This window comes from Microbacterium sp. S308A+, assembly GCF_049800815.1.
In the GTDB taxonomy this organism is placed as follows: Bacteria; Actinomycetota; Actinomycetes; order Actinomycetales; family Microbacteriaceae; genus Microbacterium.
In genome coordinates this window covers 14,958-34,681 of the sequence record NZ_JBNAFT010000001.1, presented here as the reverse complement: position 1 = coordinate 34,681, position 19,724 = coordinate 14,958, and the positions used below count along the sequence as shown (strand labels likewise).

General features: G+C 69.9%; 20 protein-coding genes, 1 tRNA gene and 1 pseudogene. 8 read left to right on the top strand and 14 right to left on the bottom strand.

Going from position 1 to position 19,724, the window contains the following annotated elements; all coding sequences use genetic code 11:
- Nucleotides 1-2 precede the first annotated feature (2 nt).
- Entirely contained in the window at nucleotides 3-203 is a 201-nt protein-coding gene (locus ACP15J_RS00175) for a hypothetical protein (protein WP_197220206.1), read from the bottom strand.
- A 150-nt stretch (nucleotides 204-353) separates the two neighbouring features.
- Between ACP15J_RS00175 and ACP15J_RS00170 the strand changes: the two are divergent.
- Nucleotides 354-1,222, top strand: a pseudogene (locus ACP15J_RS00170) (AraC family transcriptional regulator).
- 15 nt (nucleotides 1,223-1,237) lie between these two features.
- Here the strand turns inward: ACP15J_RS00170 and ACP15J_RS00165 are convergent.
- The gene (locus ACP15J_RS00165; protein WP_424936026.1) at nucleotides 1,238-2,164 is read right to left on the bottom strand and encodes a DUF6098 family protein; all 927 of its coding nucleotides are present in this window, start codon (nucleotides 2,162-2,164) and stop codon (nucleotides 1,238-1,240) included.
- Nucleotides 2,165-2,374: 210 nt separating this feature from the next.
- Here ACP15J_RS00165 and ACP15J_RS00160 point away from each other — a divergent pair, with 210 nt between their 5' ends.
- Nucleotides 2,375-2,668 (top strand): hypothetical protein, encoded by a 294-nt coding sequence (locus tag ACP15J_RS00160; RefSeq protein WP_424936027.1) that lies wholly within the window; start codon nucleotides 2,375-2,377, stop codon nucleotides 2,666-2,668.
- Between the two features lie 185 nt (nucleotides 2,669-2,853).
- Here the strand turns inward: ACP15J_RS00160 and ACP15J_RS00155 are convergent, their stop codons facing one another.
- Complete coding sequence (locus ACP15J_RS00155) at nucleotides 2,854-3,345, bottom strand: MarR family winged helix-turn-helix transcriptional regulator (protein WP_424936028.1); 492 nt, start codon at nucleotides 3,343-3,345, stop codon at nucleotides 2,854-2,856.
- Between the two features lie 108 nt (nucleotides 3,346-3,453).
- Between ACP15J_RS00155 and ACP15J_RS00150 the strand changes: the two genes are divergently transcribed.
- The 3 genes from ACP15J_RS00150 (at nucleotide 3,454) to ACP15J_RS00140 (ending at nucleotide 7,516) form a co-directional block, all read left to right on the top strand.
- Nucleotides 3,454-4,674 (top strand): FAD-dependent oxidoreductase, encoded by a 1,221-nt coding sequence (locus ACP15J_RS00150; protein WP_424936029.1) that lies wholly within the window; start codon nucleotides 3,454-3,456, stop codon nucleotides 4,672-4,674.
- 156 nt (nucleotides 4,675-4,830) lie between these two features.
- Nucleotides 4,831-5,799: a hypothetical protein gene (locus tag ACP15J_RS00145; RefSeq protein WP_424936030.1), complete on the top strand. Its 969-nt coding sequence runs from the start codon at nucleotides 4,831-4,833 to the stop codon at nucleotides 5,797-5,799.
- 1,507 nt (nucleotides 5,800-7,306) lie between these two features.
- The gene (locus ACP15J_RS00140; RefSeq protein ID WP_197220457.1) at nucleotides 7,307-7,516 is read left to right on the top strand and encodes a tyrosine-type recombinase/integrase; all 210 of its coding nucleotides are present in this window, start codon (nucleotides 7,307-7,309) and stop codon (nucleotides 7,514-7,516) included.
- A gap of 107 nt (nucleotides 7,517-7,623) precedes the next feature.
- On the opposite strand, the gene ACP15J_RS00135 is transcribed toward ACP15J_RS00140, so the two are convergent.
- Nucleotides 7,624-7,697, bottom strand: a tRNA-Pro gene (locus ACP15J_RS00135).
- 207 nt (nucleotides 7,698-7,904) lie between these two features.
- Between ACP15J_RS00135 and ACP15J_RS00130 the strand changes: the two genes are divergently transcribed.
- Genes ACP15J_RS00130 through ACP15J_RS00120 form a run of 3 tightly spaced genes read left to right on the top strand, consistent with a single transcriptional unit; the run spans nucleotide 7,905 to nucleotide 9,589 of the window.
- On the top strand, nucleotides 7,905-8,486 hold the full coding sequence (locus tag ACP15J_RS00130; protein WP_424936031.1) for an N-acetyltransferase family protein: 582 nt from the start codon (nucleotides 7,905-7,907) through the stop codon (nucleotides 8,484-8,486).
- 30 nt (nucleotides 8,487-8,516) lie between these two features.
- Nucleotides 8,517-9,221, top strand: coding sequence for a lysoplasmalogenase family protein (locus ACP15J_RS00125; protein ID WP_424936032.1), 705 nt, complete (start codon nucleotides 8,517-8,519; stop codon nucleotides 9,219-9,221).
- The gene (locus tag ACP15J_RS00120) at nucleotides 9,218-9,589 is read left to right on the top strand and encodes an RNA-binding S4 domain-containing protein (RefSeq protein WP_424936033.1); all 372 of its coding nucleotides are present in this window, start codon (nucleotides 9,218-9,220) and stop codon (nucleotides 9,587-9,589) included. Before ACP15J_RS00125 ends, ACP15J_RS00120 begins: the two co-directional genes overlap by 4 nt.
- Nucleotides 9,590-9,712: 123 nt before the next feature.
- Here ACP15J_RS00120 and ACP15J_RS00115 read toward each other — a convergent pair whose 3' ends face one another.
- The 10 genes from ACP15J_RS00115 to xerD all read right to left on the bottom strand — a co-directional run bounded on the left by ACP15J_RS00115 (nucleotide 9,713) and on the right by xerD (nucleotide 19,723).
- Entirely contained in the window at nucleotides 9,713-10,690 is a 978-nt protein-coding gene (locus ACP15J_RS00115; protein ID WP_424936034.1) for an NUDIX domain-containing protein, read from the bottom strand.
- Between the two features lie 105 nt (nucleotides 10,691-10,795).
- On the bottom strand, nucleotides 10,796-11,872 hold the full coding sequence (locus ACP15J_RS00110) for a Glu/Leu/Phe/Val dehydrogenase dimerization domain-containing protein (RefSeq protein WP_424936035.1): 1,077 nt from the start codon (nucleotides 11,870-11,872) through the stop codon (nucleotides 10,796-10,798).
- Nucleotides 11,873-12,115: 243 nt separating this feature from the next.
- Entirely contained in the window at nucleotides 12,116-13,636 is a 1,521-nt protein-coding gene (der, locus tag ACP15J_RS00105; RefSeq protein WP_424936036.1) for a ribosome biogenesis GTPase Der, read from the bottom strand.
- Nucleotides 13,626-14,333 (bottom strand): (d)CMP kinase, encoded by a 708-nt coding sequence (cmk, locus tag ACP15J_RS00100; RefSeq protein WP_424936037.1) that lies wholly within the window; start codon nucleotides 14,331-14,333, stop codon nucleotides 13,626-13,628. Before cmk ends, der begins: the two co-directional genes overlap by 11 nt.
- On the bottom strand, nucleotides 14,326-15,441 hold the full coding sequence (locus tag ACP15J_RS00095) for a prephenate dehydrogenase (protein ID WP_424980855.1): 1,116 nt from the start codon (nucleotides 15,439-15,441) through the stop codon (nucleotides 14,326-14,328). Before ACP15J_RS00095 ends, cmk begins: the two co-directional genes overlap by 8 nt.
- Before the next feature lie 38 nt (nucleotides 15,442-15,479).
- A complete protein-coding gene (locus ACP15J_RS00090; protein ID WP_424936039.1) occupies nucleotides 15,480-16,295 on the bottom strand; it encodes a pseudouridine synthase in 816 nt (271 codons plus the stop codon).
- Nucleotides 16,292-16,924, bottom strand: a complete 633-nt coding sequence (scpB, locus tag ACP15J_RS00085) for an SMC-Scp complex subunit ScpB (protein ID WP_424936040.1) — start codon at nucleotides 16,922-16,924, stop codon at nucleotides 16,292-16,294. Before scpB ends, ACP15J_RS00090 begins: the two co-directional genes overlap by 4 nt.
- Entirely contained in the window at nucleotides 16,914-17,777 is an 864-nt protein-coding gene (locus tag ACP15J_RS00080) for a segregation and condensation protein A (RefSeq protein WP_424980854.1), read from the bottom strand. The genes scpB and ACP15J_RS00080 overlap by 11 nt, the downstream gene beginning before the upstream one ends.
- A 70-nt stretch (nucleotides 17,778-17,847) precedes the next feature.
- Nucleotides 17,848-18,711, bottom strand: a complete 864-nt coding sequence (locus tag ACP15J_RS00075) for a ParA family protein (protein ID WP_424936042.1) — start codon at nucleotides 18,709-18,711, stop codon at nucleotides 17,848-17,850.
- 109 nt (nucleotides 18,712-18,820) lie between these two features.
- Nucleotides 18,821-19,723, bottom strand: a complete 903-nt coding sequence (gene xerD / locus ACP15J_RS00070; RefSeq protein WP_424936043.1) for a site-specific tyrosine recombinase XerD — start codon at nucleotides 19,721-19,723, stop codon at nucleotides 18,821-18,823.
- Nucleotide 19,724 lies beyond the last annotated feature (1 nt).

The window sequence follows — 19,724 nt, the reverse complement described above, 5'->3', positions numbered from 1 at the left end:
CGTTACCGGACGCCGACAGCGATGCCGTCGGACGGACGCCAGCGACGCAAGAGCGGCGTGAGCGCGCGATGGTGGACCCTGGCGAGAGCCAGCAGAGTCAGCGCGAAGTAGCCGATGTGGGACACCAGGGCGGCGACGACGAACAGGACGACGTTCGCCAGAGCATCGGTCACGCCGTCGCGGGAGCCATCCTCTTCGCTCATGCGTCCCTCCGAGGGACCGTAGCCGAAACCCGCACCCGAGGGTCGGTCTCTGCTCGCGAGAGCAGACGCGAGCGGAGACGATAGAAGCGGACGGCGATTGTCGGGCAGCGAGCCCGATCTGCGACGAGTCTGAAGTCAGAAGGAGGAACCGTGATCTCGATTCTCAATCGTCTCGTCGAGTTCGTCGAAGCGCGTCTGGCCGACGACATCGACGTCGCCAGCCTCGCGCGGGCTCTGGGCACGACGGAGTACCACGTGCGACGGATGTTCTCGTCGCTCGCGGGCATGCCGCTGTCCGAGTACATCCGACGGCGACGGATGTCGGTTGCCGCTGCCGACCTGCTCGGCGATGAGGATCTGCTCGCGATCGCAGTGCGCTATGGCTACGGCTCGACCGAGGCCTTCGGCCGAGCGTTCCGCAGCGTTCACGGCGTCGGCCCCGGCGACGTCCGCCGGGGCCGACGGCCCCCCTTCGCACACAACCGCAACTCAGGTTCCGCCTGACCGTCGAAGGGAACACCCCCATGGACACCCGCATCGTCACCCGCCCCGCTTTCGCGCTGATCGGCCACGCCGCCCGCGTGCCGCTAATCCACCGAGGCGTCAACCCGCACATCACCGCCCATATCGCAGCACTCCCCATGACCGCGCACGACCGCCTCAAGGCGCTGAGCGCCACCGAGCCGACGGGGCTCCTCCAGGTCAGCGCCGACATCGATCCGGACGACGCGGAGGGCAGCGAGCTCACCTATCTCCACGGTGTCGCCGTCACGGAGGAGACGCCCGTGCCGGACGACCTGGACCGGATCGAGATCCCCGCCGGCGACTGGGCCGTCTTCCGCAGCGCGGGCGCCTATCCCGAGACGTTGCAGACGATCTGGGCCGCGACGGCGACGGACTGGTTCCCTTCCAACCCGTGGCGCCTTCGTCCGGGACCGTCGATCGTCTCCGTGCTCGACCGCGCGGCGGACTTCCGGACGGCGACGTGCGAGCTGTGGCTGCCCGTCGAACGGTCCTGAGCGCCCGGTCGCCGGTCAGGTGGCCACGGGGTCGAGAAGCTTGCGCAGGAAGACCTGCGCCGTACCGTCCCCCTGGTCGACCCGTTCGGTGACCCGATAGCCGCACCGCTCGTACAGGCGGATGTTCGCCTCGCTGAGGCTGCCGGTGAAGAGCTCTGCCACGCGTGCCCCCGAGGCCCGCTCGGCCGTCTCCAGCAGGAGTCGCCCGATCCCCTCTCCTTGCTTGTCCGGTGCGATCGAGATCCGCCCGATGAGCAACAGGTCGTCGGCTCTCCTCGCCCGCAACGCCCCGACCAGGCGTGCCCCTTCCCGGGCCGCCCATCCCGTGGTGTCCATGAGCTCGGCCCGGAGCTCGCCCAGCGTCTGGGTGAGGGGCGGCATGTCCGCTGTGCCATAGATCAACGCCTCCGAGACGAACGCCGCCCGTTGGAGAGTCAGGACCTCGGCGGCGTCGGCGGACGACAGCCGGGAGAGGACGACCGCCGCGCCGACCCCGCTGTCCTGTTCACGGTCTTCGGGGCCGACACCAGCGTCGAAGCGCGCCTGGTAACGCACCTCGGCCTCGGCCAGGAGAGCGGGGTCGAGCACGGCGACCGGCGCGACGTCTCCGAGCAGCGGCTCGCAATCCGGTCCGCGCCCCACGATCACCCCGCGGAGGATCCACGCTCGACGCTCGGGGTCGCGTTCTGCGAGGTGCTTGTACTGACAGAGCTGACGCGCCAGCCAGTCCTCGAGCGGACGCGTCCACCATCCTTCAGCCGCGAGCGGGTTGACGGAGAGCCCCGGCAGCTCCAGGCCGCTCTCCGTGTCCATGCTGCGTTGCCTGGCGTCATGGCCCGGTCCCGCCGAATACCGCACGCAGAGATCGGGCTCCGTCCGCACGAGGTCGGTCAGCTCCGCCAGCGTCCCCACCCGCGGGAGCGCGTCGCCGGTGAGGTCCATGGGCGCCTCCGAGGTCGTCGTTTCCTGATGCTCCCCCGTCGTCAGGCGCCTGCCCAGGCCCTCGACGCGAGGCGTCCCAGGCCCTAAGATCCGCCGCGATGGTGCACCGCGAGGCGCCCACGAGCCTGTCCCCCAAAAGGTCTACAGACATATTAGACGGCATCTAATTATTCTAGAATCACCGCAGTTCACTCGAGAAAGGACTCCATCATGAAGATCCGGATGCGTATTGCCGTCAGCGGTGGCGGTGCAGCGCTCGCGCTCATCGCCGGGCTGGCCCTCGCCCCTGCGGCCAACGCGGGGCCGCCTCGAAGCGACTCACACCACGGTCACATCAACTCGAACGGGCGCGCCGCCATCGGGAACATGTCGGGAGGACGCGGGGGCGGCGGCCCCTGGCTCAGCAACTCGGGCCCCAACAGCGCGAACAGCTCCGCCTGGGGCAGCAACTCGCCCTGGGACGGCAACGTCCCGTGGAACGGCCTCGAAGGCTTCGACTGGTAATCCCACCGCGGCGGGAAACGGCACCTGGACTCCCCTTGCCCGTCGAGCGCCCCTGAGGCGCTCCGACCGCCGACGCCGCCGCACGTACGACGAGGCCCCGCATCTCCTCCGGAGAGTGCGGGGCCTTCCCCGTCTGCCTACCCGGCGACATCACACAGGACCTTCCCCGCGAACGATCGCCGCGTTCACCCCGGCGACCGCGAGGGCGCCGTGAAGGACTCCCGGCCGCGCAGCCCGGAGACGTGAGCGCACTGCACCTCCGTGAGGATCTCGAGGAAGCGACGAACGGTGTCGAGCTCAGCAGCCGTGAACCGCGCCGAGACCGCGGCCGTCGACTCCGCGAGGTGTGGACCGATGAGCTCCCACACTCGCGTGCGCGCCACCGCAGTGAGAGCGACGAGGAGACGGCGGCCGTCGCTCGGATGCCGCGAGCGGGTGAGATACCCCGCCCGCTCCAAACGGTCGAGCATGGTCGTCACGCTCCCGGTCGTGAGCGCCAGCCGATCCGCGATCTCACGAGGGGTCAGGCCTTCGTCGCCCGCGTCGACCAGCGCCTCGATGCAACGCTGATCTGTCCGGTTCACCCCGAGGATGCGCGCCGTCTCGCGGTCGAAGTCGTCGACCGCCGCCTGATAGCGCTGGACCACCGGGCCGAGAGAGTCGATCACATCCTTCATTTCGCTTGACAATCAAGCTACCTCCCTTCATGATTGCTTGAGGTTCAAGCTATCTCATCATCGGCCCCCCGTCACCTCGCGGGGCCCGCCCTTTCTGGAGGACTCATCGTGCGTGCACTCATCATCGGCAGCGGAATCGCGGGGCCTGTTCTCGCCGTGGCCCTGCGCCGCGTCGGGATCGACTCGACCGTCTTCGAGCGAGGACACCGCGACGACGACCGCCGCGGAGCCTGGATCTCGTTCCAGGCCAACGGGATGGACGCCCTGCGCGCGATCGATCTCGCAGGTCCGGTCGAGGAGCTGGGCTATCCGATGGACGACATCAGCTTCGTGAACGGCAAGGGCCGGCCGCTGGGGAGGATGCCGATGGCGGCGCGCCGGCCGGACGGGCAGACGTCGATGCTGATGCCTCGCGCCGATCTCTACCGCGCTCTCGCCGACCAGGCGTCCCGGCACGGCGTCCAGGTCGAGTATGGCAAGGAGTTCGTTGGCGCGGAGCACACCGCCCACGGCGTGCTCGCCCGCTTCGCCGACGGCACCTCTGCGGAGGGCGACTTCCTGGTGGGGGCGGACGGGATCCACTCGCGGGTCCGCCAGGCGATCGACCCGGCCGCGGCACCGCCCCGCTACGTCCCCGTCCTCAACACGGGCGGCTATGTCCCAGACCTCTCCGTCGACGCACCGGACCGGGAGTTCGTGATGCAGTTCGGCACACGATGCTTCTTCGCCTGGATGAGGACGCCGGACGGAGGCACGGTCTGGTTCGCGAACCCGCCGATGAAGGAGGAGCCCGCACGCGGAAAGCTCTCCGGCATGACCGATGCCGAATGGCGCGACTGGTTGCGCACCCTCATGCGCGGCGATGCCGGCCCCGCGTTGAGGATCCTGGACGCGGCTCCCGCACCGCTCACCGGGTGGGCCACCTATGACATGCCGGTCGTGAAGCACTGGCACGACGACCGCGGACGCATGGTGCTGATCGGAGACGCCGCGCACGCGACCTCCCCCGCAGCAGGCCAGGGCGCGGCGATGTCGCTCGAGGACGCCGTCATTCTCGCGCAGTGCCTTCGGGACTGTCCCGACACCGCTCGCGCTTTCCAGACCTATGTCGCACTGCGCCGTGAGCGCGTCGAGAAGATCGTCGAACACGGCCGTCGAAGCTCGACCAGGAAGGCCGCCGGGCCTATCGGTCGGATCGTTCGCGACGCGATGCTGCCGTTCGTGTTCGGCCGCGCGGCTCGCGACGGGGGTGCGTCCATGATGTGGCTGCAGGGACACCACATCGACTTCGACGCGAACGTGCTTCGAAGTCCTGCCCTCGCCCGATAACGCGATCCCGCAGCGATTGTCCCGAGATCAGGGCGAGATTCTCTCTTCGAGGGCGTAGACGTTGTATGACCGGTGTGACGCTCAGGTAGGAAGGGCGGTGACGGATACGACCCCGAGCGTGTCCGCACCGCCTATCCCCCGGAGGGTCATCTCACCATGGTGAACCGCGCTTCCTCACCCTCGAACGAGCAGATGATCGGACGCCGGACGATCGTGAAGGGTGCCGCCTGGTCGATCCCTGTGATCGCCTCCGCCGTCGCCGTTCCTGCGGCGTCCGCATCCACCGCCTGCCAGCCGATGTCGGTCACCATCGAGGCGACAGAGACGAGCGCTGCGCGACGGACCGTCCTCATCCCCGCGGACGCGACGAACATCCGATTCGTCGTCCGAGGAGGCTCGGGAGGCATGTCCCAGTACGGCGGCATGCCGGCGGTCGTCACCGGAACCATCGCGACAGCCGGCTCCCCTATGCTCGTCGACCTCGTCGCCGGCCAGGCCGGACATCCCTACGGCAGGCCTCGCGTCGCGGACGGCTACGGCATGGGCGGGACCAGCGTGACCAGACTGAACATCGGCGGCGTGGCCGGCGGGAGCGGGGGTGGCGCAGGATCTGCCATCCTCCTCGCCGGAAACCCCTTGATCGTCGCAGGAGGCGGCGGCGGGGGCGGAGTGAGGTCAGGCCAGACCGTCCCGACGATACGCACGGACGGCGGAAATGCCGGGCAAGTGGCCGGGGACGGCCTCGGAGCCGGCATCCACGGCGGGCGCGGCGCCAACGGTCTGACCCCGGGAGCAGGGGGACGATACGGGACGCCTCCGGTGGGGTCCTCGTTTCAGCCAGGAACGGTGCGCGGCCTTGACGGAACCGCGAGCGCTGGCAACGTGGGAGGCAACGGCGGAGACGGCGGGGGCGGTGGGGGCGGCGGCTATGCCGGCGGTGGAGGCGGCGCCTACACGATCTGGACCCCACCCGCCGAGCAGCACTACGGCGGTGGCGGTGGAGCCGGCTCCAGCTTTGTCGCCCCGGACGCCCGGATCACCAGCTCCCTGATCGAGACGCTCGCAGACCTGTCGCCCAGCGACTGGGACTACCCGGGAACGGTCTCGATCTCCTGGACGTGCTGAGCACGTAGCCCCAGGCCCCGCGCGGCGGCGGCCGTGGGGTGACCTCGCCGAGGAGCGGTACCACGGACGCCGACCGCACCCGCCCGATTCTCGTATGCACCCGAGCAGCCCCACCGGCACGGTCGGCGACGCCGTCCCAGACCGCGTCCCTCGGACACCGTCGTGGTGATCGATGAAGCGTATGTGCAGTTCAACGAACTCCCCCGTCGGCATCGAGTGCTGCCGGTGTTCCCCGAACGTCGCCGTCGCGCACACCTTCTCGAAGCACACGGCCTGGCCGGTCTGCGCGTCGGATACGCGATCGCACCAGAGTCGCTGAGCTCATCGCGGAACGGGAGCGTGTCGTCGCGGCGTTCGTCGCTTCAAGCCTGGGACTTCGGAAAGCAAAAGCACTGGCCCCCGAGGTCACCCCACTCGGGTGGGAGATGATCTCCGCCCGGCGTCCATGTCGAAGCGAGACACGACGCTCACTGCGGATGGGACGATCGCCGCCGGGACAGGATGGTGGAGATCGGGGCGAGGACATGGACGGGATCCTCGCGAAGGTCCCGAGGGATATCAACTGCTCCGTACGAGCGGCGTGATCAGCGCAAGCCTCCTTGGTTCAGCGGCACCGCTCGCGTTCAGGTAGGAATGTCCGCCGAACGGGGGACAGACATCCTGGACCGACTCAACATAGGCTCATCCCAGGCGAGTCGCAAAGGATCGCATTCAGGCTCGACATACCGAGGAGACCAAAATGGTCAAGAGACGACAAATTGCGATCAGCACTCTTGTGGCGTCGCTTGCTTTGATCACGTCAAGCCTTACACCGGCGTATGCCAGCGCTTCTGACCAAGCGGATGCGGCAGCCAATGCGGTGGATGAGGCCGCACCCGTCGCTCTCGTCGCGACAGCCGTGGCCCCGGCCAGAGAAGGACTACGGGCGTCCTTCTCAGAAGGGGGCACGGTTTCCCTACCAAAGGATGCTGCTGGTTCTGTCACCTTCGCGGCTGCCGATGGTCAGAAAGAGACCAGTCATGACAGGATCCACTGAACGGTACCGAGTCGGATGGTTCGCGATAATCACTCGTCCGCGCAGTCACCTCCTCACGACGGTCACAGCATTCGTCGCGTTCATAGGCAGTATCTGGGCCGGAAATACCTTCACCGAATACCGCATATGGTTCTTCGCCCTGGCCGCTGTCGTCATCATGACGTGGTACTGGACAATGATGCGTTGCTACACCAAGGCAAGGAGGCAGCAGAAGCGCACCTCGTAGCGACGAAAGACCCCGCGCCCGTCCGTGAAGGAGGATGCGGGGCCTTCTGGTGGGGCTAGTCCCTGGCGGCACGGGTCGCGGCGTCGATGACGCTCTGATTGGTCGCGATCACGGCAGCGACGGCGCGCGAGGGGCGCCAGGGTCAGCGCCGTCGATGTATGCGCACCGCTGCCGGCGGGTCATTCCCACCGTCTCGCGTATGGCTCAAGGCGAGGCGGGGCGTCCCGTCTGCAGCAAGCTACTCGGTGCACGACCTACGTCACGTCGCTGCGACGAACGCGATCACCTCCGGCACGGACGTCATGCTCGTGCTACAGATACTGGGCCACAAGGACGCCACGGAGACGCTAAACACGTACTCGCATCTCTGGCCGAGCCGCGTCGCCGAGGTCATCGCGAAAGTTGAGAAGCGTCGGAAGAAGGCGCTGCGCGCGCAGCTGGGGAAGGCCGCGTAGCGGCGCATGGTCCGCGGTCAGGTGGACTGGCGCCGATCGCATCGGTTCCCGGGCATGAAAAAAGCCCCGGAGTTCCGCGTGTTTCTGCGGTTCTCCGAGGCTTGCTGTCGGGCTGACAGGATTTGAACCTGCGACCCCTTGACCCCCAGTCAAGTGCGCTACCAAGCTGCGCCACAGCCCGTGGACGACCGCGCCGGAGCGCGGGCAACTCCCCCATCTTAGCCGACCCCGCAGGGTGCTCGCGAACCCGGGCCTCCGGGCGCGGCGCTCCAGTCCAGCCGCGGTCCGACCCGCCCGGCACGCCCGGCACGACCGGCGCGGCAAGGCACCGCACGAACGAGCGCGTACCACCGTTGCCGATGTCAGAGGGCCGGCGTAGCGTTCGGGCATGACCTCCCTCACCACCACACCGGCCACCCCGGCGCAATGGGACGATGTGCAGGCGGCGCTCTCGGGCGGGGGCGACGGCCGCAGCTGTCAGTGCGTCTGGCCGGTCCTTCGCAACAAGGACTGGCAGGCGACGACGCTCGATGAGCGCGAAGGCATCCTCAACGCCGAGATCGCCACCGGTCCCCCGCCTGGCATCGTCGCCTATGTCGACGGCGAGGCGGCCGGATGGGTCCGGATCGGCCCGCGCACGAAGCAGGCCCGTCTGGCCTACACCCGCACGATCGTCGCAACGACGTCGGAGCCGTTCGACGACGAGACCGTCTGGGCCGTGACCTGTTTCAGCGTGCGGCGTGAGCACCGCGGGAAGGGGCTCAACAAGGCGCTCCTCGCGGCCGCGGTCGACTACGCCCGGGAATCCGGCGCCCGGCTCATCGAGGGGTATCCGATCGACACGAGCACGGGCAAGACGTCCTCGAACGAGCTGTTCCACGGGGCTCTCAGCACCTTCGTGGCGGCGGGCTTCACGCCGACGGGAGAGCTGCGGCCCGGCCGCCCGCTCGTGACCTTGACGCTCGGCTGAGCTGACTCTCGTCGCGCCTACGATGGAGGGATGCAGCGCCGCACCCCGTTCTTGCTTGGCACGATCTGGCCGTTCCTCCCGTACGTCCTCGTTTCGATCGTGCACGTGGTCGCGCTCGCGCTGCAGAGCCCACTCGCGCCGCCGACGAAGATGCTGCTCATGCCGCTGCTCGCCGTACCGGTCGTCGTGACCTGGCGGCGGATCGGCCCTCGCTCGGCAGCCGCTCTGCTGCTGATCGCCCTCTTCTTCTCCTGGCTCGGCGACGAGGCCGGAGCCTTCTTCCCGTTCGCCCCCGAGCTGCCGCTCATGCTCGGCTTCTTCGGCGTCGCGCACCTCGCCTACATCGCCCTCTTCCTGCGAACGCTCCGGATCCGACGGCTGCCCCTGTGGACCGTCGTCTATGTGCTGTGGTGGATCCTCATGCTCATCGCCCTGGGCCCACACACCGGTCCCCTCCTGATCGGGGTCGCCCTCTACGGCGTCGTCCTCGCCGGCACCGCAGCGACAGCCGCGCGCTGCCATCCGCTGGTGGCGTGGGGCGGGGCGTTCTTCCTCGCCAGCGACTCGATCCTCGCGTTCCGCCTGTTCCTCTCCGACGCCATGCCCGCCTGGACCAGCCCGGCGGTCATGCTCACCTACACCCTCGGACAGGGGCTCATCGTGGCCGGCGCGCTCCGAGCCGTACACGCGAAGGCGGGCGCCTCCGCAGAGGTACGCGCGGAGGTCGCCGGATGAGCGAAGGCGCAGCGACCGCGCCGGTACGAGTAGACAGCTGGCTCTGGGCTGTCCGGGTCTACAAGACCCGATCGGCGGCGACGACCGCGTGCCGCGCGGGGCATGTCCGCGTGAACGGCGACCGAGTCAAGGCCGCGCAGACGGTGAGGGTCGGAGACGAGCTGCGGGTGCGGATCGCAGGGTTCGACCGGATCCTCATCGTCCGCCAGACGATCGCCAGGCGCGTCGGAGCCCCGCTCGCCGCTCTCGCGGCTGAGGACCGCACACCGCCGCGCGAGCCCGTCGCCGCGGCAGGCCTCCGTGACCGGGGCGCCGGCCGCCCGACCAAGCGCGAGCGTCGCGAGATCGACCGCCTCCGCGGCCGCTGACCGCTGCGGCGCCGGCGGCGTGATCCCCGCCACAGGTGGACGAGACCGCATCTCCGTCACGAAACCTCCCAGCAAATCCGCGGTCTCGTGACGGAGAAGCGGTCTCGGGAAGGAGAAGCGGCCTCAGGTCGGGAGACGATCCCGCAGCCAGCGGGTCGAGACCACGCGCGCGCCCTCTGCCTCGGCCCTGACGCGCAGTTCACGATCGCTGGTCACCACGGTCACGTCGCGGCCGCCTGCCCGCAGCTCCGCGGCCCCTGCAACGATCTCGTCGTCACCGGAGCCCGAGGCTCGCCGCAGCACGACTGGCGTCCGCCCTCCGCCAGCACGGAAGGCATCAGCCGAGGACGCACCAGCCGACGAGGCCGTGCCGGCGGACGCCGTCCCCTCGTCGGGCAGTGCCCGAGCCTTCCCCTCGACGACGAGGACGACGTCGGGGTACCACCGCGACGCCCCCAGCCCCAGTGCGTCAGCCTCGACGCCCTCTCGCGCCCAGCGAAGCAGACGGTCGCGCAGTCGCGCCGCGGCGCCGGCTCTGTCCTTCCACCATCCGTCCGGCACGGATCCCACGACGTTCGCCGCGTCCACGACCACGGCCGGGCGGGCGCCGAGCAGCGCCCGCAGCCGAGGCCAGGCATCGGCGAATCCGGGATGCAACGGTAACCCAGACACCTCCGCGACAGGGACCCACTCGAGCGCGACGCTCTCCGGATCGCTGATCACGGGCTCGAAGGGACGCACGACCTCGGCGACGACCGTCGTGTACGACCAGATGCCGAGATCGAGCACGCTGGCGAACCGCGGCCGAACGGCGCCCGCGGGGATCCCCGCCTCCTCGGTCGACTCCCGCAGAGCGCCGTCGAGCGCGCTCTCGTCCTGATGCAGCGCACCGCCGGGGAGCCCCCACGTGCCGCCGAAATGACTCCACGCGACACGATGCTGCAAGAGCACGCCGCGGTCGGCGTCGACGGCGAGAAGGCCCGCCGCGCCGAACCGCCCCCAGTACCGTTCCCCGGTCGCGGAGACCACCCACGCATCGCCCGGGTCGCGTGGGCCTTCGGGGCGTCGCGGCTCGCCGGGGCTGGGGGGAACGATCGTCACCCCTCCAGCCTCCCACAGCCCGCCCCGACCGGCACGGTTCCCGACGCACGAGGTCATGCCCGTGACGAGAGCCCGGATGCGCTCCGGATGGACCGGCTCTCCGGATCAGGAGCGGGCGGATCCGGCGAGCGCTCCGGCACGCAGACGCGCGGCGGCGCGCTCCTCGGCGGCAGCGAGCGGGGTGACCCCCCGTTCCTCCGCCTGTTCCAGGATCAGGCGGACGGTGTCGCCGATGCCTGCGACCCGGTCCATGATCTGCTCCCGCGTGCCCAGCTTCTTCGCCTCCAGGTCGAGATAGATCACACCGCCGGCGTTCACGACGAAGTCGGGAGCGTACAGCACGCCCCGCGCCGCGAGCCGCTCGGCGCCGGAACGGTCGGCGAGGGGGTTGTTGGCGGGGCCGCAGACCGCACGCGCATCGAGCGCGTCGATCACCTCGTCGGTGAGGAGGCCTCCGATCCCTGCGGGCACGAACACGTCGGCCGACACACGGTGCTCCTCGCCCGGTTCGACCCAGGTCGCTCCGAGGCTCTCGGCGAGCTCCCGCTTACCCGCGAAGACGTCGGTGACGGTCAGCACGGCGCCCTCCTGAGCGAGCCGGGCGGCGAGCCGTCCGCCCACCTGGCCGAGGCCCGAGATCGTGATCCGTCGACCGGCGACATCGCCCGACCCGGCGATCCGCTCCAGCACGGCACGGAGCGACGCATAGACGCCCAGGCTCGTGGGACCCGCGGGCTCGCCGGAGCCGCCCACGGCGTCGGGCAGTCCCACCACGTGCGCGGTGCGCTCGCTGACGACGAGCATGTCGTCGGTCGTGCTCCCCACGTCCTCCGCCGTCCGGTAGAGGCCTCCGAACGACTCGACGGCGTCGCCGAGATCCAGGAACGCGGCTCGACGCCGGTCGGCGTCGAGCGTCTGCCCCTCGGAGAGCCCGATCACGGACTTCCCGCCGCCGGCGTCGAGTCCGGCTGCCGCGTTCTTGAGGGTCATCGCGGCGGAGAGCCGCAGCGCGTCGCCGAGCGCGTCGCTCCAGTGCGGGTACGTCCACAGCCGCGCGCCGCCGAGGGCGGATCCGAGCACCGAGGAGTGGAGTGCCACGGCGATGAACAGTCCACTGCGCCGGCCGGTGATCACCTCCACACGTTCGTGGGCGAACTCGGGCAGGGGCAGGGTGTGCGTCATCGCGTCCTCTTTCGGCGTGCCTCGTGGGCGTGCTCAACGGACGCCACGGCTGTGCGACGTCCGCCTCCATCATGCCCCAGCGGTTGCGGCCAGGCCATGGTGCGGTGGCACAGATTCCCCGTCAGAGTTCGGGGAGATTCCCGCCCGCCGAACAGCGCCGCTCTTTCGTGCTCTGTCCGCCGCCCTGCTCCGAAGTCCCGCCGCCGATGCCGTTCCTTCGACAGCGGGATGCCTCGTGCCGCCTCAGCGCTGCCTGCGCTCGCGCACGCGCATGTTGATCACGATCGGGGTGCCCTCGAACGCGTACAGCTCGCGGAGCCGCCGCTGGATGAACCGCCGGTACCCCGGGTCGAGGAAGCCGGTCGTGAAGAGGACGAAGGTCGGCGGACGCGTCGACGCCTGCGTGCCGAACAGGATCCGCGGCTGCTTCCCGCCACGCACGGGATGCGGATGGGCGGCGACCAGCTCGGTGAGGAAGGCGTTGAACTTCCCGGTCGGGATGCGGCGGTCCCAGTTCTCCAGCGCGGTCTCCAACGCCGGGACGAGCTTGTCGAGGTGACGGCCGGTCCGTGCCGAGATGTTCACCCTCGGCGCCCAGGCCACGTGTGCGAGGTCCTGCTCGATCTCGCGCTCCAGGTAGCGGCGCCGGTCGATGTTCTCGTACTCGGGGGTGTTCAGCACGTCCCACTTGTTGAAGGCGAGCACGAGCGCCCGGCCCGACTCCAGGACGAGGTCGATGATGTTCAGGTCCTGCACGCTGATCGGCTGGCTCACGTCGAGCACCACCACGGCGACCTCGGACTTCTCCAGCGCAGCGGATGTACGCAGAGACGCGTAGAAGTCCGCCCCCTGCTGCAGGTGCACTCTGCGACGGATGCCGGCGGTGTCGACGAAACGCCAGAGCCTGCCGCCGAGCTCGACGATCTCGTCCACCGGGTCCCGCGTCGTGCCGGCGAGATCGTTGACGACCACGCGCTCCTCACCCGCCGCCTTGTTGAGCAGGGACGACTTGCCGACGTTGGGGCGCCCCAGGATCGCGACGCGCCGCGGCCCGCCGATCTCCTGCTTGGCGACGGCAGAGACCTCGGGAAGCTTCTCCAGCACCGCGTCCAGCAGGTCGGCGACTCCCCGGCCGTGGATGGCCGAGACCGCATGGGGCTCGCCGAGCCCCAGGTTCCACAGCGCAGCGGCCTCAGGCTCCTGCCGCGCGTCATCGATCTTGTTCGCGACGAGGAACACAGGCTTGCCGCTCTTGCGGAGCAGCCGGACGACGTGCTCGTCCGTGGAGGTCGCACCGACCATCGCGTCGACGACGAAGAGGACGACATCGGAGAGGTCGATCGCGATCTCGGCCTGCGCGGCCACGGACCGGTCGATGCCCTTCGCGTCCGGCTCCCAGCCACCGGTGTCGACGAGAGAGAAGCGGCGATCCATCCACTCCGCCTTGTATGTCACGCGGTCGCGGGTCACGCCGGGGGTGTCCTCTACCACGGCCTCCCTGCGTCCGAGGATCCGGTTGACCAGCGCGGATTTGCCGACGTTCGGGCGGCCGACGATCGCGACCACAGGCAGGGCGGGCAAGAACTCGATCCCGTCGAGGCCTTCGGAGAGCCCTTCCAGAAGGACAGCGTCCTCCTCGTCCAGCTCGTAGTCCTGGAGCCCTGCGCGGAGCGTCGCGGCGCGCGACTCGACGAGCTCCTCGTCCAGCGCCTCCAGCTTCTCGGCGAGGCGGTCGTCGCCGCCTTCGTATTCCTCATCGGCCATGGTCGGCTCCTCGGTCCGCCCGTCGCTGCGGGCTCGTGCGTCGTTCGATCACCGCGAGCACGGCGTCGATGGTCTGGGCGAAGTCGAGGTCGCTGGAGTCCACGACCTCCACTCCAGGGGCGGCGGTGAGGAAGTCCACGACCGCGCTGTCGGAGGCGTCGCGCTTGTGCAGCGCGGCAGCCACGCTCGCCGGATCGACGCCGGCGAGTTCGCCCGCACGGCGCGCGGCGCGCACCTCGGGCGAGGCAGTGAGGAGGATGCGCACCGGCGCGTCAGGGGCGACGACGGTCGTGATGTCTCGTCCCTCGACGACGACCGCGGGAACGGACGCCTCCGCGACCGTCTTTCGGAACATGTCGTTCACCTGCACGCGGATCTCCGGCACCCGGGCGACACCGCTGACGGCAGCCGAGACCCGGGGCTCGCGGATCGCCTCTGTCACGTCCGCATCCCCGACGAACACCCGGCGCTCGTCCGGGTCGAGGCTCTGGCGCAGGGGGAAGTCGGCCGCCGCGGCGCGCACGGCGTCGGGAGACTCGGTGTCGGCCCGGCGGTCGAGCACATGCCAGGCGAGCGCCCGGTAGGCCGCGCCGGTGTCGAGATAACCGTAGCCGAGTCGGCGGGCGACGGCCTTGGAGACGCTGGACTTCCCGGATCCCGCGGGGCCGTCCACGGCGACGATGAACGGCTCAGTCATTGGTCGTGCCCGCAATCCGCCATCCCCGCGACTCCAGTCCCTCGATCGCCCCGCGGAGCACCGAGGGCGCCACGCTGATCTCAGCGAGTCCGAACTGCGCACCCGGGGAGTGCTCGAGCCGCAGATCCTCCACGTTCACGTTCAGCTCGCCCAGCTCGCCGAACAGGCGCGCCAGCTGCCCCGGTGTGTCGTCCACCATCACCACGAGCTGCTCGAAACGACGGTTCTGCCCGTGCTTTCCCGGCAGCCGCTCGACGCCCTCGTTGCCCAGACGGATCGCCTCCGCGACCGCGCGTCGGGCCCCACTGCGCGCAGGATCGCGCAGCGCGTCGGATACCCGGGAAAGGTCGGCGGCGAGCGCATCGAGGATCTCGACCACCGGTGCGGCGTTCGCACCCAGGATCTGCACCCACAGCTCCGGCGCGGAGGCGGCGATGCGCGTCGTGTCGCGCAGTCCCTGCCCGGTCAGCCGGAGTGCGTCGTCGTCGGCGTCGGCGAGACGGGCGGCGAGGAGGCTCGCCACGACCTGCGGCACGTGAGAGGTGAGCGCGACCGAGCGGTCGTGCTCCTCCGGCGTCATCTCGATCGGCATGGCACCGAGTTCCAGCGCGAGTCCCTCGACCAGCGCGAGGTCGGCGGAGCGGGTCTCCTCATCGCGGCAGACGACCCAGGGGCGTCCGACGAAGATGTCAGCGCGGGCCGAGATCGCTCCCCCGCGCTCACGTCCGGCCAACGGGTGGGAGCCGATGTAGCGGGTGAGGTCGACGCCCCGGGCACGCAGGGCGAGGTAGGGCTCCAGCTTCACGCTGGCGACGTCGGTGATCACGGAGTCGGGGAATCGAGAGAGCTCCGCCTCGACGACCTCGGCAGTCACATCGGGCGGCACGGCGACGACCACGAGCGACGGCGCGTCGTCGCGCCTCGCCAGGCGTCCCGCCCCGTAGTCCGCCGCGAGCCGGAGCTGCGCCGGCGAGGTGTCGTCGAGCGCGACGTCGATCCCCTTCGCCGACAGTGCGTGACCGATGCTCGCGCCGAGGAGGCCGGCGCCGACGATCCGGATCGTCCCGGAGACCCGGGACGCCCTCGTGCCCTGGCCTACGGCCTGCACCGTGCCCTGTGTCGGGCTCTGACCCGTGCCCGTCTCGCTCACTCGTTCTCCCGCCGATCGTGCTGCGCCTCGCCCGGCGAAGCGTCCGCAGGGGAATCCCGGCGCGCGAGGGTGAGGAGCGCGCCGAGTTCGATTTTAGTCAGCTCCCGCGTCTTACCCGCCGGCAGGGGTCCCAGGTGCAGCGGGCCGAACTGACGGCGGACGAGCTCGGCGACGGGATGGCCGACCGCGGCCATCATCCGCCGGACGATCCGGTTCCGCCCGGAGTGGAGCGTGAGCTCGACGAGGCTGGAGGCCCCGCCGCGCCCCGGACCCGCCGAGACGTCCAGCAGCCGCGCGCGATCGGCGGCGATCGGCCCGTCCTCCAGTTCGACGCCCTTCGTGAGGCGGGCGATCGTCTGCGGCGCGACCTTGCCCTCGACCTTCGCGATGTACACCTTCGTGACCCCGAACGAAGGGTGCGCCAACACATGGGCGAGATCGCCGTCGTTCGTGAGGATCAGCAGCCCGCTCGTCTCGGCGTCCAGCCGTCCGACGTTGTAGAGCCGCTCCGGATAGTCCTTCGTGAAGCGGCGCAGGTCCGGTCGCCCTTTCTCGTCCTTCATCGAGCTCACGATGCCGGTGGGCTTGTTGAGCATCACATACCGGCGGCTGGTGTCGAGCTGTACCGCGGTGCCGTCGACGTCCACGAGATCGTGCTCCGGGTCGATCCGCGAGCCGAGCTCGGTGACGACCGTGCCGTTCACGCGAATGCGCCCCTCGACGATGTACTGCTCGACCACACGCCGCGACGCGACGCCGGCGTTCGCAAGCGCCTTCTGCAGACGGACGCCCTCGGTCGTCTCGGAGGTCATCGGGTCGTCCTCTCGTCGAAGCCGTCCGCCCCGTCATCGAGCAGGGGCGAGATCGGCGGAAGCTCGTCCAGGGAGTTAATCCCCAGGTTCTGCAGCAGCGCGTCGGTCGTGCCGTAGTTGATGGCGCCGGTCTCGGCGTCCTGGAACAGTTCGGTGATCAGCCCCCGCGCGAGGAGCGTCCGCACGACTGAGTCGACGTTGACCGCGCGGATCGAGGCGACCTGGCTCCGCGTCACCGGCTGCTTGTAGGCGATCACCGCGAGCGTCTCCAGCGCAGCCTGCGACAGGCGGGCAGGGGCCTGGCCGCCCACGAAGTCGGCGACCAGATCGTCGTAGTCCTCGCGCACGAAGAGGCGCCAGCCGCCGCCGACCTCGCGGAGCTCGAAGCCCCGCCGCGGACCGCGGCCACGGCCGTCGTAGTCGTCGACGAGCGTCTGGATCGCCTGCCGCACCGCGGGCACCGGCGCCCCCACCGCCGCGGCGAGGGAGACGAGGCTGTGCGGCTCCTCCACGATGAGCAGGATCGCCTCGAGTCGCTCGGTCAACGGCGCCTCGAGCGTGCTCATCGTCTCCGTCGCCGCCGCGTCGGCCACGGGTGACGTCTCGTCGATCGTCGTGTCATCGGTCATAGTCGGCTCCCAGGGTCGCGAGCATCTCATCGGACCAGCTCTCGGCCGACCAGCGCAAGGTCAGCTCCCCGAGCGGCTCCAGCTGTTCGAAGGACAGGGCGGCGTGCCGATAGAGCTCGAGCACCGACAGGAACCGCGCCACGACGATCCCCGGCTCGGCCACCCCTGCCACGAGCTCGCGGAAGCTCAACGAGTCGCTGCTGCGCAGCAGCGAGACCACCACGGCCGCCTGCTCTCGGATGCTCACCAGCGGCGCATGCAGATGATCGAGTCCGACGCTCGGAACCTCCTTCGGGGCGAAGGCGAGGAGCGCGAGCGCGGCGAAGTCCTCGGGTGTGAGCGTCCACACCAGTTCCGGCGTGCGGCTGCGGTGCTTCTCGTCCAGACGGACCGCTCTGGCATGGCGGCGGTCCTCATACTGCAGGCATCGAGCGAACCACGCCGAGACCTCCTTGAAGGCGCGGTACTGCAGGAGACGGGCGAACAGCAGATCCCGTGCCTCGAGAAGGGCGACGGACTCGGCGTCGACGAGCTCTCCCTGCGGCAGCAGCCCCGCGACCTTCATGTCCAGAAGGGTGGCCGCCACCACGAGGAACTCCGACGCCTCGTCGAGCTCCTCGTCCGGCCCTAGCTCTCGGAGATACGCGATGAACTCGTCGGTCACCCGACTGAGCGAGATCTCGGTGATGTCCATCTCATGCTTCGAGATGAGAGAGAGGAGAAGATCGAAGGGGCCGTCGAAGTTCGACAGCGAGACACGGAAGCCGGCCTCCGTCGCCTCATCCGGCCCCGCTGCCTCGGAGGCGGTGCCTTCTGCCGCCTCCGGCGGAGTGGCGCCGTCGCTACGCGACAATCGGGCAGCGGCGATGCCGCCGCCCTCGGATGCGGTGCCTTCTGCCGCCTCCGGCGGAGTGGCGCCGTCGCTACGCGACGGCGCCACGGGCGACCAGCTCTCGGGCCAGTCGCAGATACGCCTGTGCGGCGGGGTGCTCCGGCGCGAACTCGGTGATCGGAACCCCCGACACCGACGCGTCAGGGAACTTCACGGTGCGTCCGATCACGGTCTCCAGCACGTCGTCCCCGAACGCCTCCACGACACGCTCCAGCACCTCGCGGGAGTGCAGGGTGCGGGCGTCATACATCGTGGCCAGGAGGCCGTCGAGGGTGATCGAGGGGTTCAGCCGGTCCCGTACCTTGTCGATGGTCTCGATGAGCAGAGCGACACCACGGAGGGCGAAGAACTCGCACTCCAGCGGGATCAGCACGCCGTGCGCAGCGGTGAGGGCATTCACCGTGAGCAGGCCCAGCGACGGCTGGCAGTCGATGAGGATGACGTCGTACTCCCCCGCCACCTGGCGGAGGACGCGGGAGAGGATCGTCTCGCGGGCCACCTCGTTGACGAGGTGGACCTCGGCGGCGGAGAGATCGATGTTGGCCGGGATGATGTCCAGCCCCTCGACCGAGGTGTGGACGATCGCCTCACGCGGGTCGCGCTTCGTGTCCAGGAGCAGATCGTAGACGGTGGGGATGTCGTGCGTCGGGACTCCCAGACCTGCCGACAGGGCGCCCTGCGGATCGAAGTCGACGGCCAGAACTTTGCGCCCGTACTCTGCGAGGGCCGCGGCGAGATTGATGGAGGTCGTGGTCTTGCCGACGCCGCCCTTCTGGTTGCACAACGCGATGATGCGCGCAGGACCGTGTGCCGCGAGAGGTGCAGGGGTCGGGAACCCTCGATACGGACGCCCTGTGGGCCCGATCGGGATTTCGTCCTTCGCCTTCTTAGCCACAGTCCTCCGCTTCGTCGTGCTCGATCGATCATAGCGACCACGCCACCGGCCCTGTGCGGAATCCCCGGCGATCCGCGGTTCTCGAGGCAGAACGACGCCCGCAGGCGGATCAGCGAGCGCGCGGGTGGGCGGTCGCGTAGACATCGCGCAGCGTGTCGGCCGAGACGTGGGTATAGATCTGCGTCGTCGCCACCGAAGCGTGCCCGAGGAGTTCCTGGACCACGCGGACGTCGGCGCCGCCCTGGAGCAGATGAGTCGCGAAGGAGTGCCGGAGGGTGTGCGGGGAGATCTCGACGTTCAGCTGGGCGCGCTCGGCAGCCGAGCGGATCACGAGCCAGGCGCTCTGCCGTGACAGCGGAGCGCCGCGCGCCCCGAGGAACAGCCGCGCGGACGCCCTCCCCTTGGCGGCGAGGGCGGGACGGACCCGGGTGAGGTAGGCGTCGACGGCCGCGCGGGCGTAGGAGCCTATCGGGACGATGCGCTCCTTGGATCCCTTGCCGCGAAGCCGGAGCACGTCACCGTGGGCCAGGTCATCCACGTCCAGCGCGGTCGCCTCGGACACGCGCGCACCCGTCGCGTACAGGAGCTCGAGGAGCGCCCGGTCACGGATCCCCAGCGGCTCCTCGGCGGAGGGCGCCGCCAGCAGGCGCTCCACCTGCTCGATGGTCAGGGCCTTCGGCAGCCGCCTGCCGAGCCGGGGCGGGCGCAGACGGGACGTAGGATCCTCCGTGGCGATGCCCTCCCGCGCGAGGAACCGGTGCCAGCCCCGCACAGAGGACTGCAAGCGGGCGAGGCTCGTCGCCGCGGGAGGCGGCACCGTGCCCGCCCGGTCGGCGATGAACCGACCGACGGCATCCTGTCCGATCTTCTCGGTGTCGTCGATGCCGTCCTCGACGAGCCATCCGACGTAGCCGCTCAGGTCCCGCCGGTAGGCCGCGAGGGTGTGCTCCGCGAGCCCGCGCTCGATCGTGATGTGGCGGAGATAGGCGTCGAGAGCGCGGTCGAGCTCCACG

Coding starts and splice junctions, on each gene's coding strand:
- ACP15J_RS00175 (WP_197220206.1), bottom strand. CDS start 203: ATGAGCGAAGAGGATGGCTCCCGCGACGGCGTGACCGATGCTCTGGCG.
- ACP15J_RS00165 (WP_424936026.1), bottom strand. CDS start 2,164: ATGGACCTCACCGGCGACGCGCTCCCGCGGGTGGGGACGCTGGCGGAG.
- ACP15J_RS00160 (WP_424936027.1), top strand. CDS start 2,375: ATGAAGATCCGGATGCGTATTGCCGTCAGCGGTGGCGGTGCAGCGCTC.
- ACP15J_RS00155 (WP_424936028.1), bottom strand. CDS start 3,345: ATGAAGGATGTGATCGACTCTCTCGGCCCGGTGGTCCAGCGCTATCAG.
- ACP15J_RS00145 (WP_424936030.1), top strand. CDS start 4,831: ATGGTGAACCGCGCTTCCTCACCCTCGAACGAGCAGATGATCGGACGC.
- ACP15J_RS00130 (WP_424936031.1), top strand. CDS start 7,905: ATGACCTCCCTCACCACCACACCGGCCACCCCGGCGCAATGGGACGAT.
- ACP15J_RS00125 (WP_424936032.1), top strand. CDS start 8,517: ATGCAGCGCCGCACCCCGTTCTTGCTTGGCACGATCTGGCCGTTCCTC.
- ACP15J_RS00120 (WP_424936033.1), top strand. CDS start 9,218: ATGAGCGAAGGCGCAGCGACCGCGCCGGTACGAGTAGACAGCTGGCTC.
- ACP15J_RS00110 (WP_424936035.1), bottom strand. CDS start 11,872: ATGACGCACACCCTGCCCCTGCCCGAGTTCGCCCACGAACGTGTGGAG.
- der (WP_424936036.1), bottom strand. CDS start 13,636: ATGGCCGATGAGGAATACGAAGGCGGCGACGACCGCCTCGCCGAGAAG.
- cmk (WP_424936037.1), bottom strand. CDS start 14,333: ATGACTGAGCCGTTCATCGTCGCCGTGGACGGCCCCGCGGGATCCGGG.
- ACP15J_RS00090 (WP_424936039.1), bottom strand. CDS start 16,295: ATGACCTCCGAGACGACCGAGGGCGTCCGTCTGCAGAAGGCGCTTGCG.
- scpB (WP_424936040.1), bottom strand. CDS start 16,924: ATGACCGATGACACGACGATCGACGAGACGTCACCCGTGGCCGACGCG.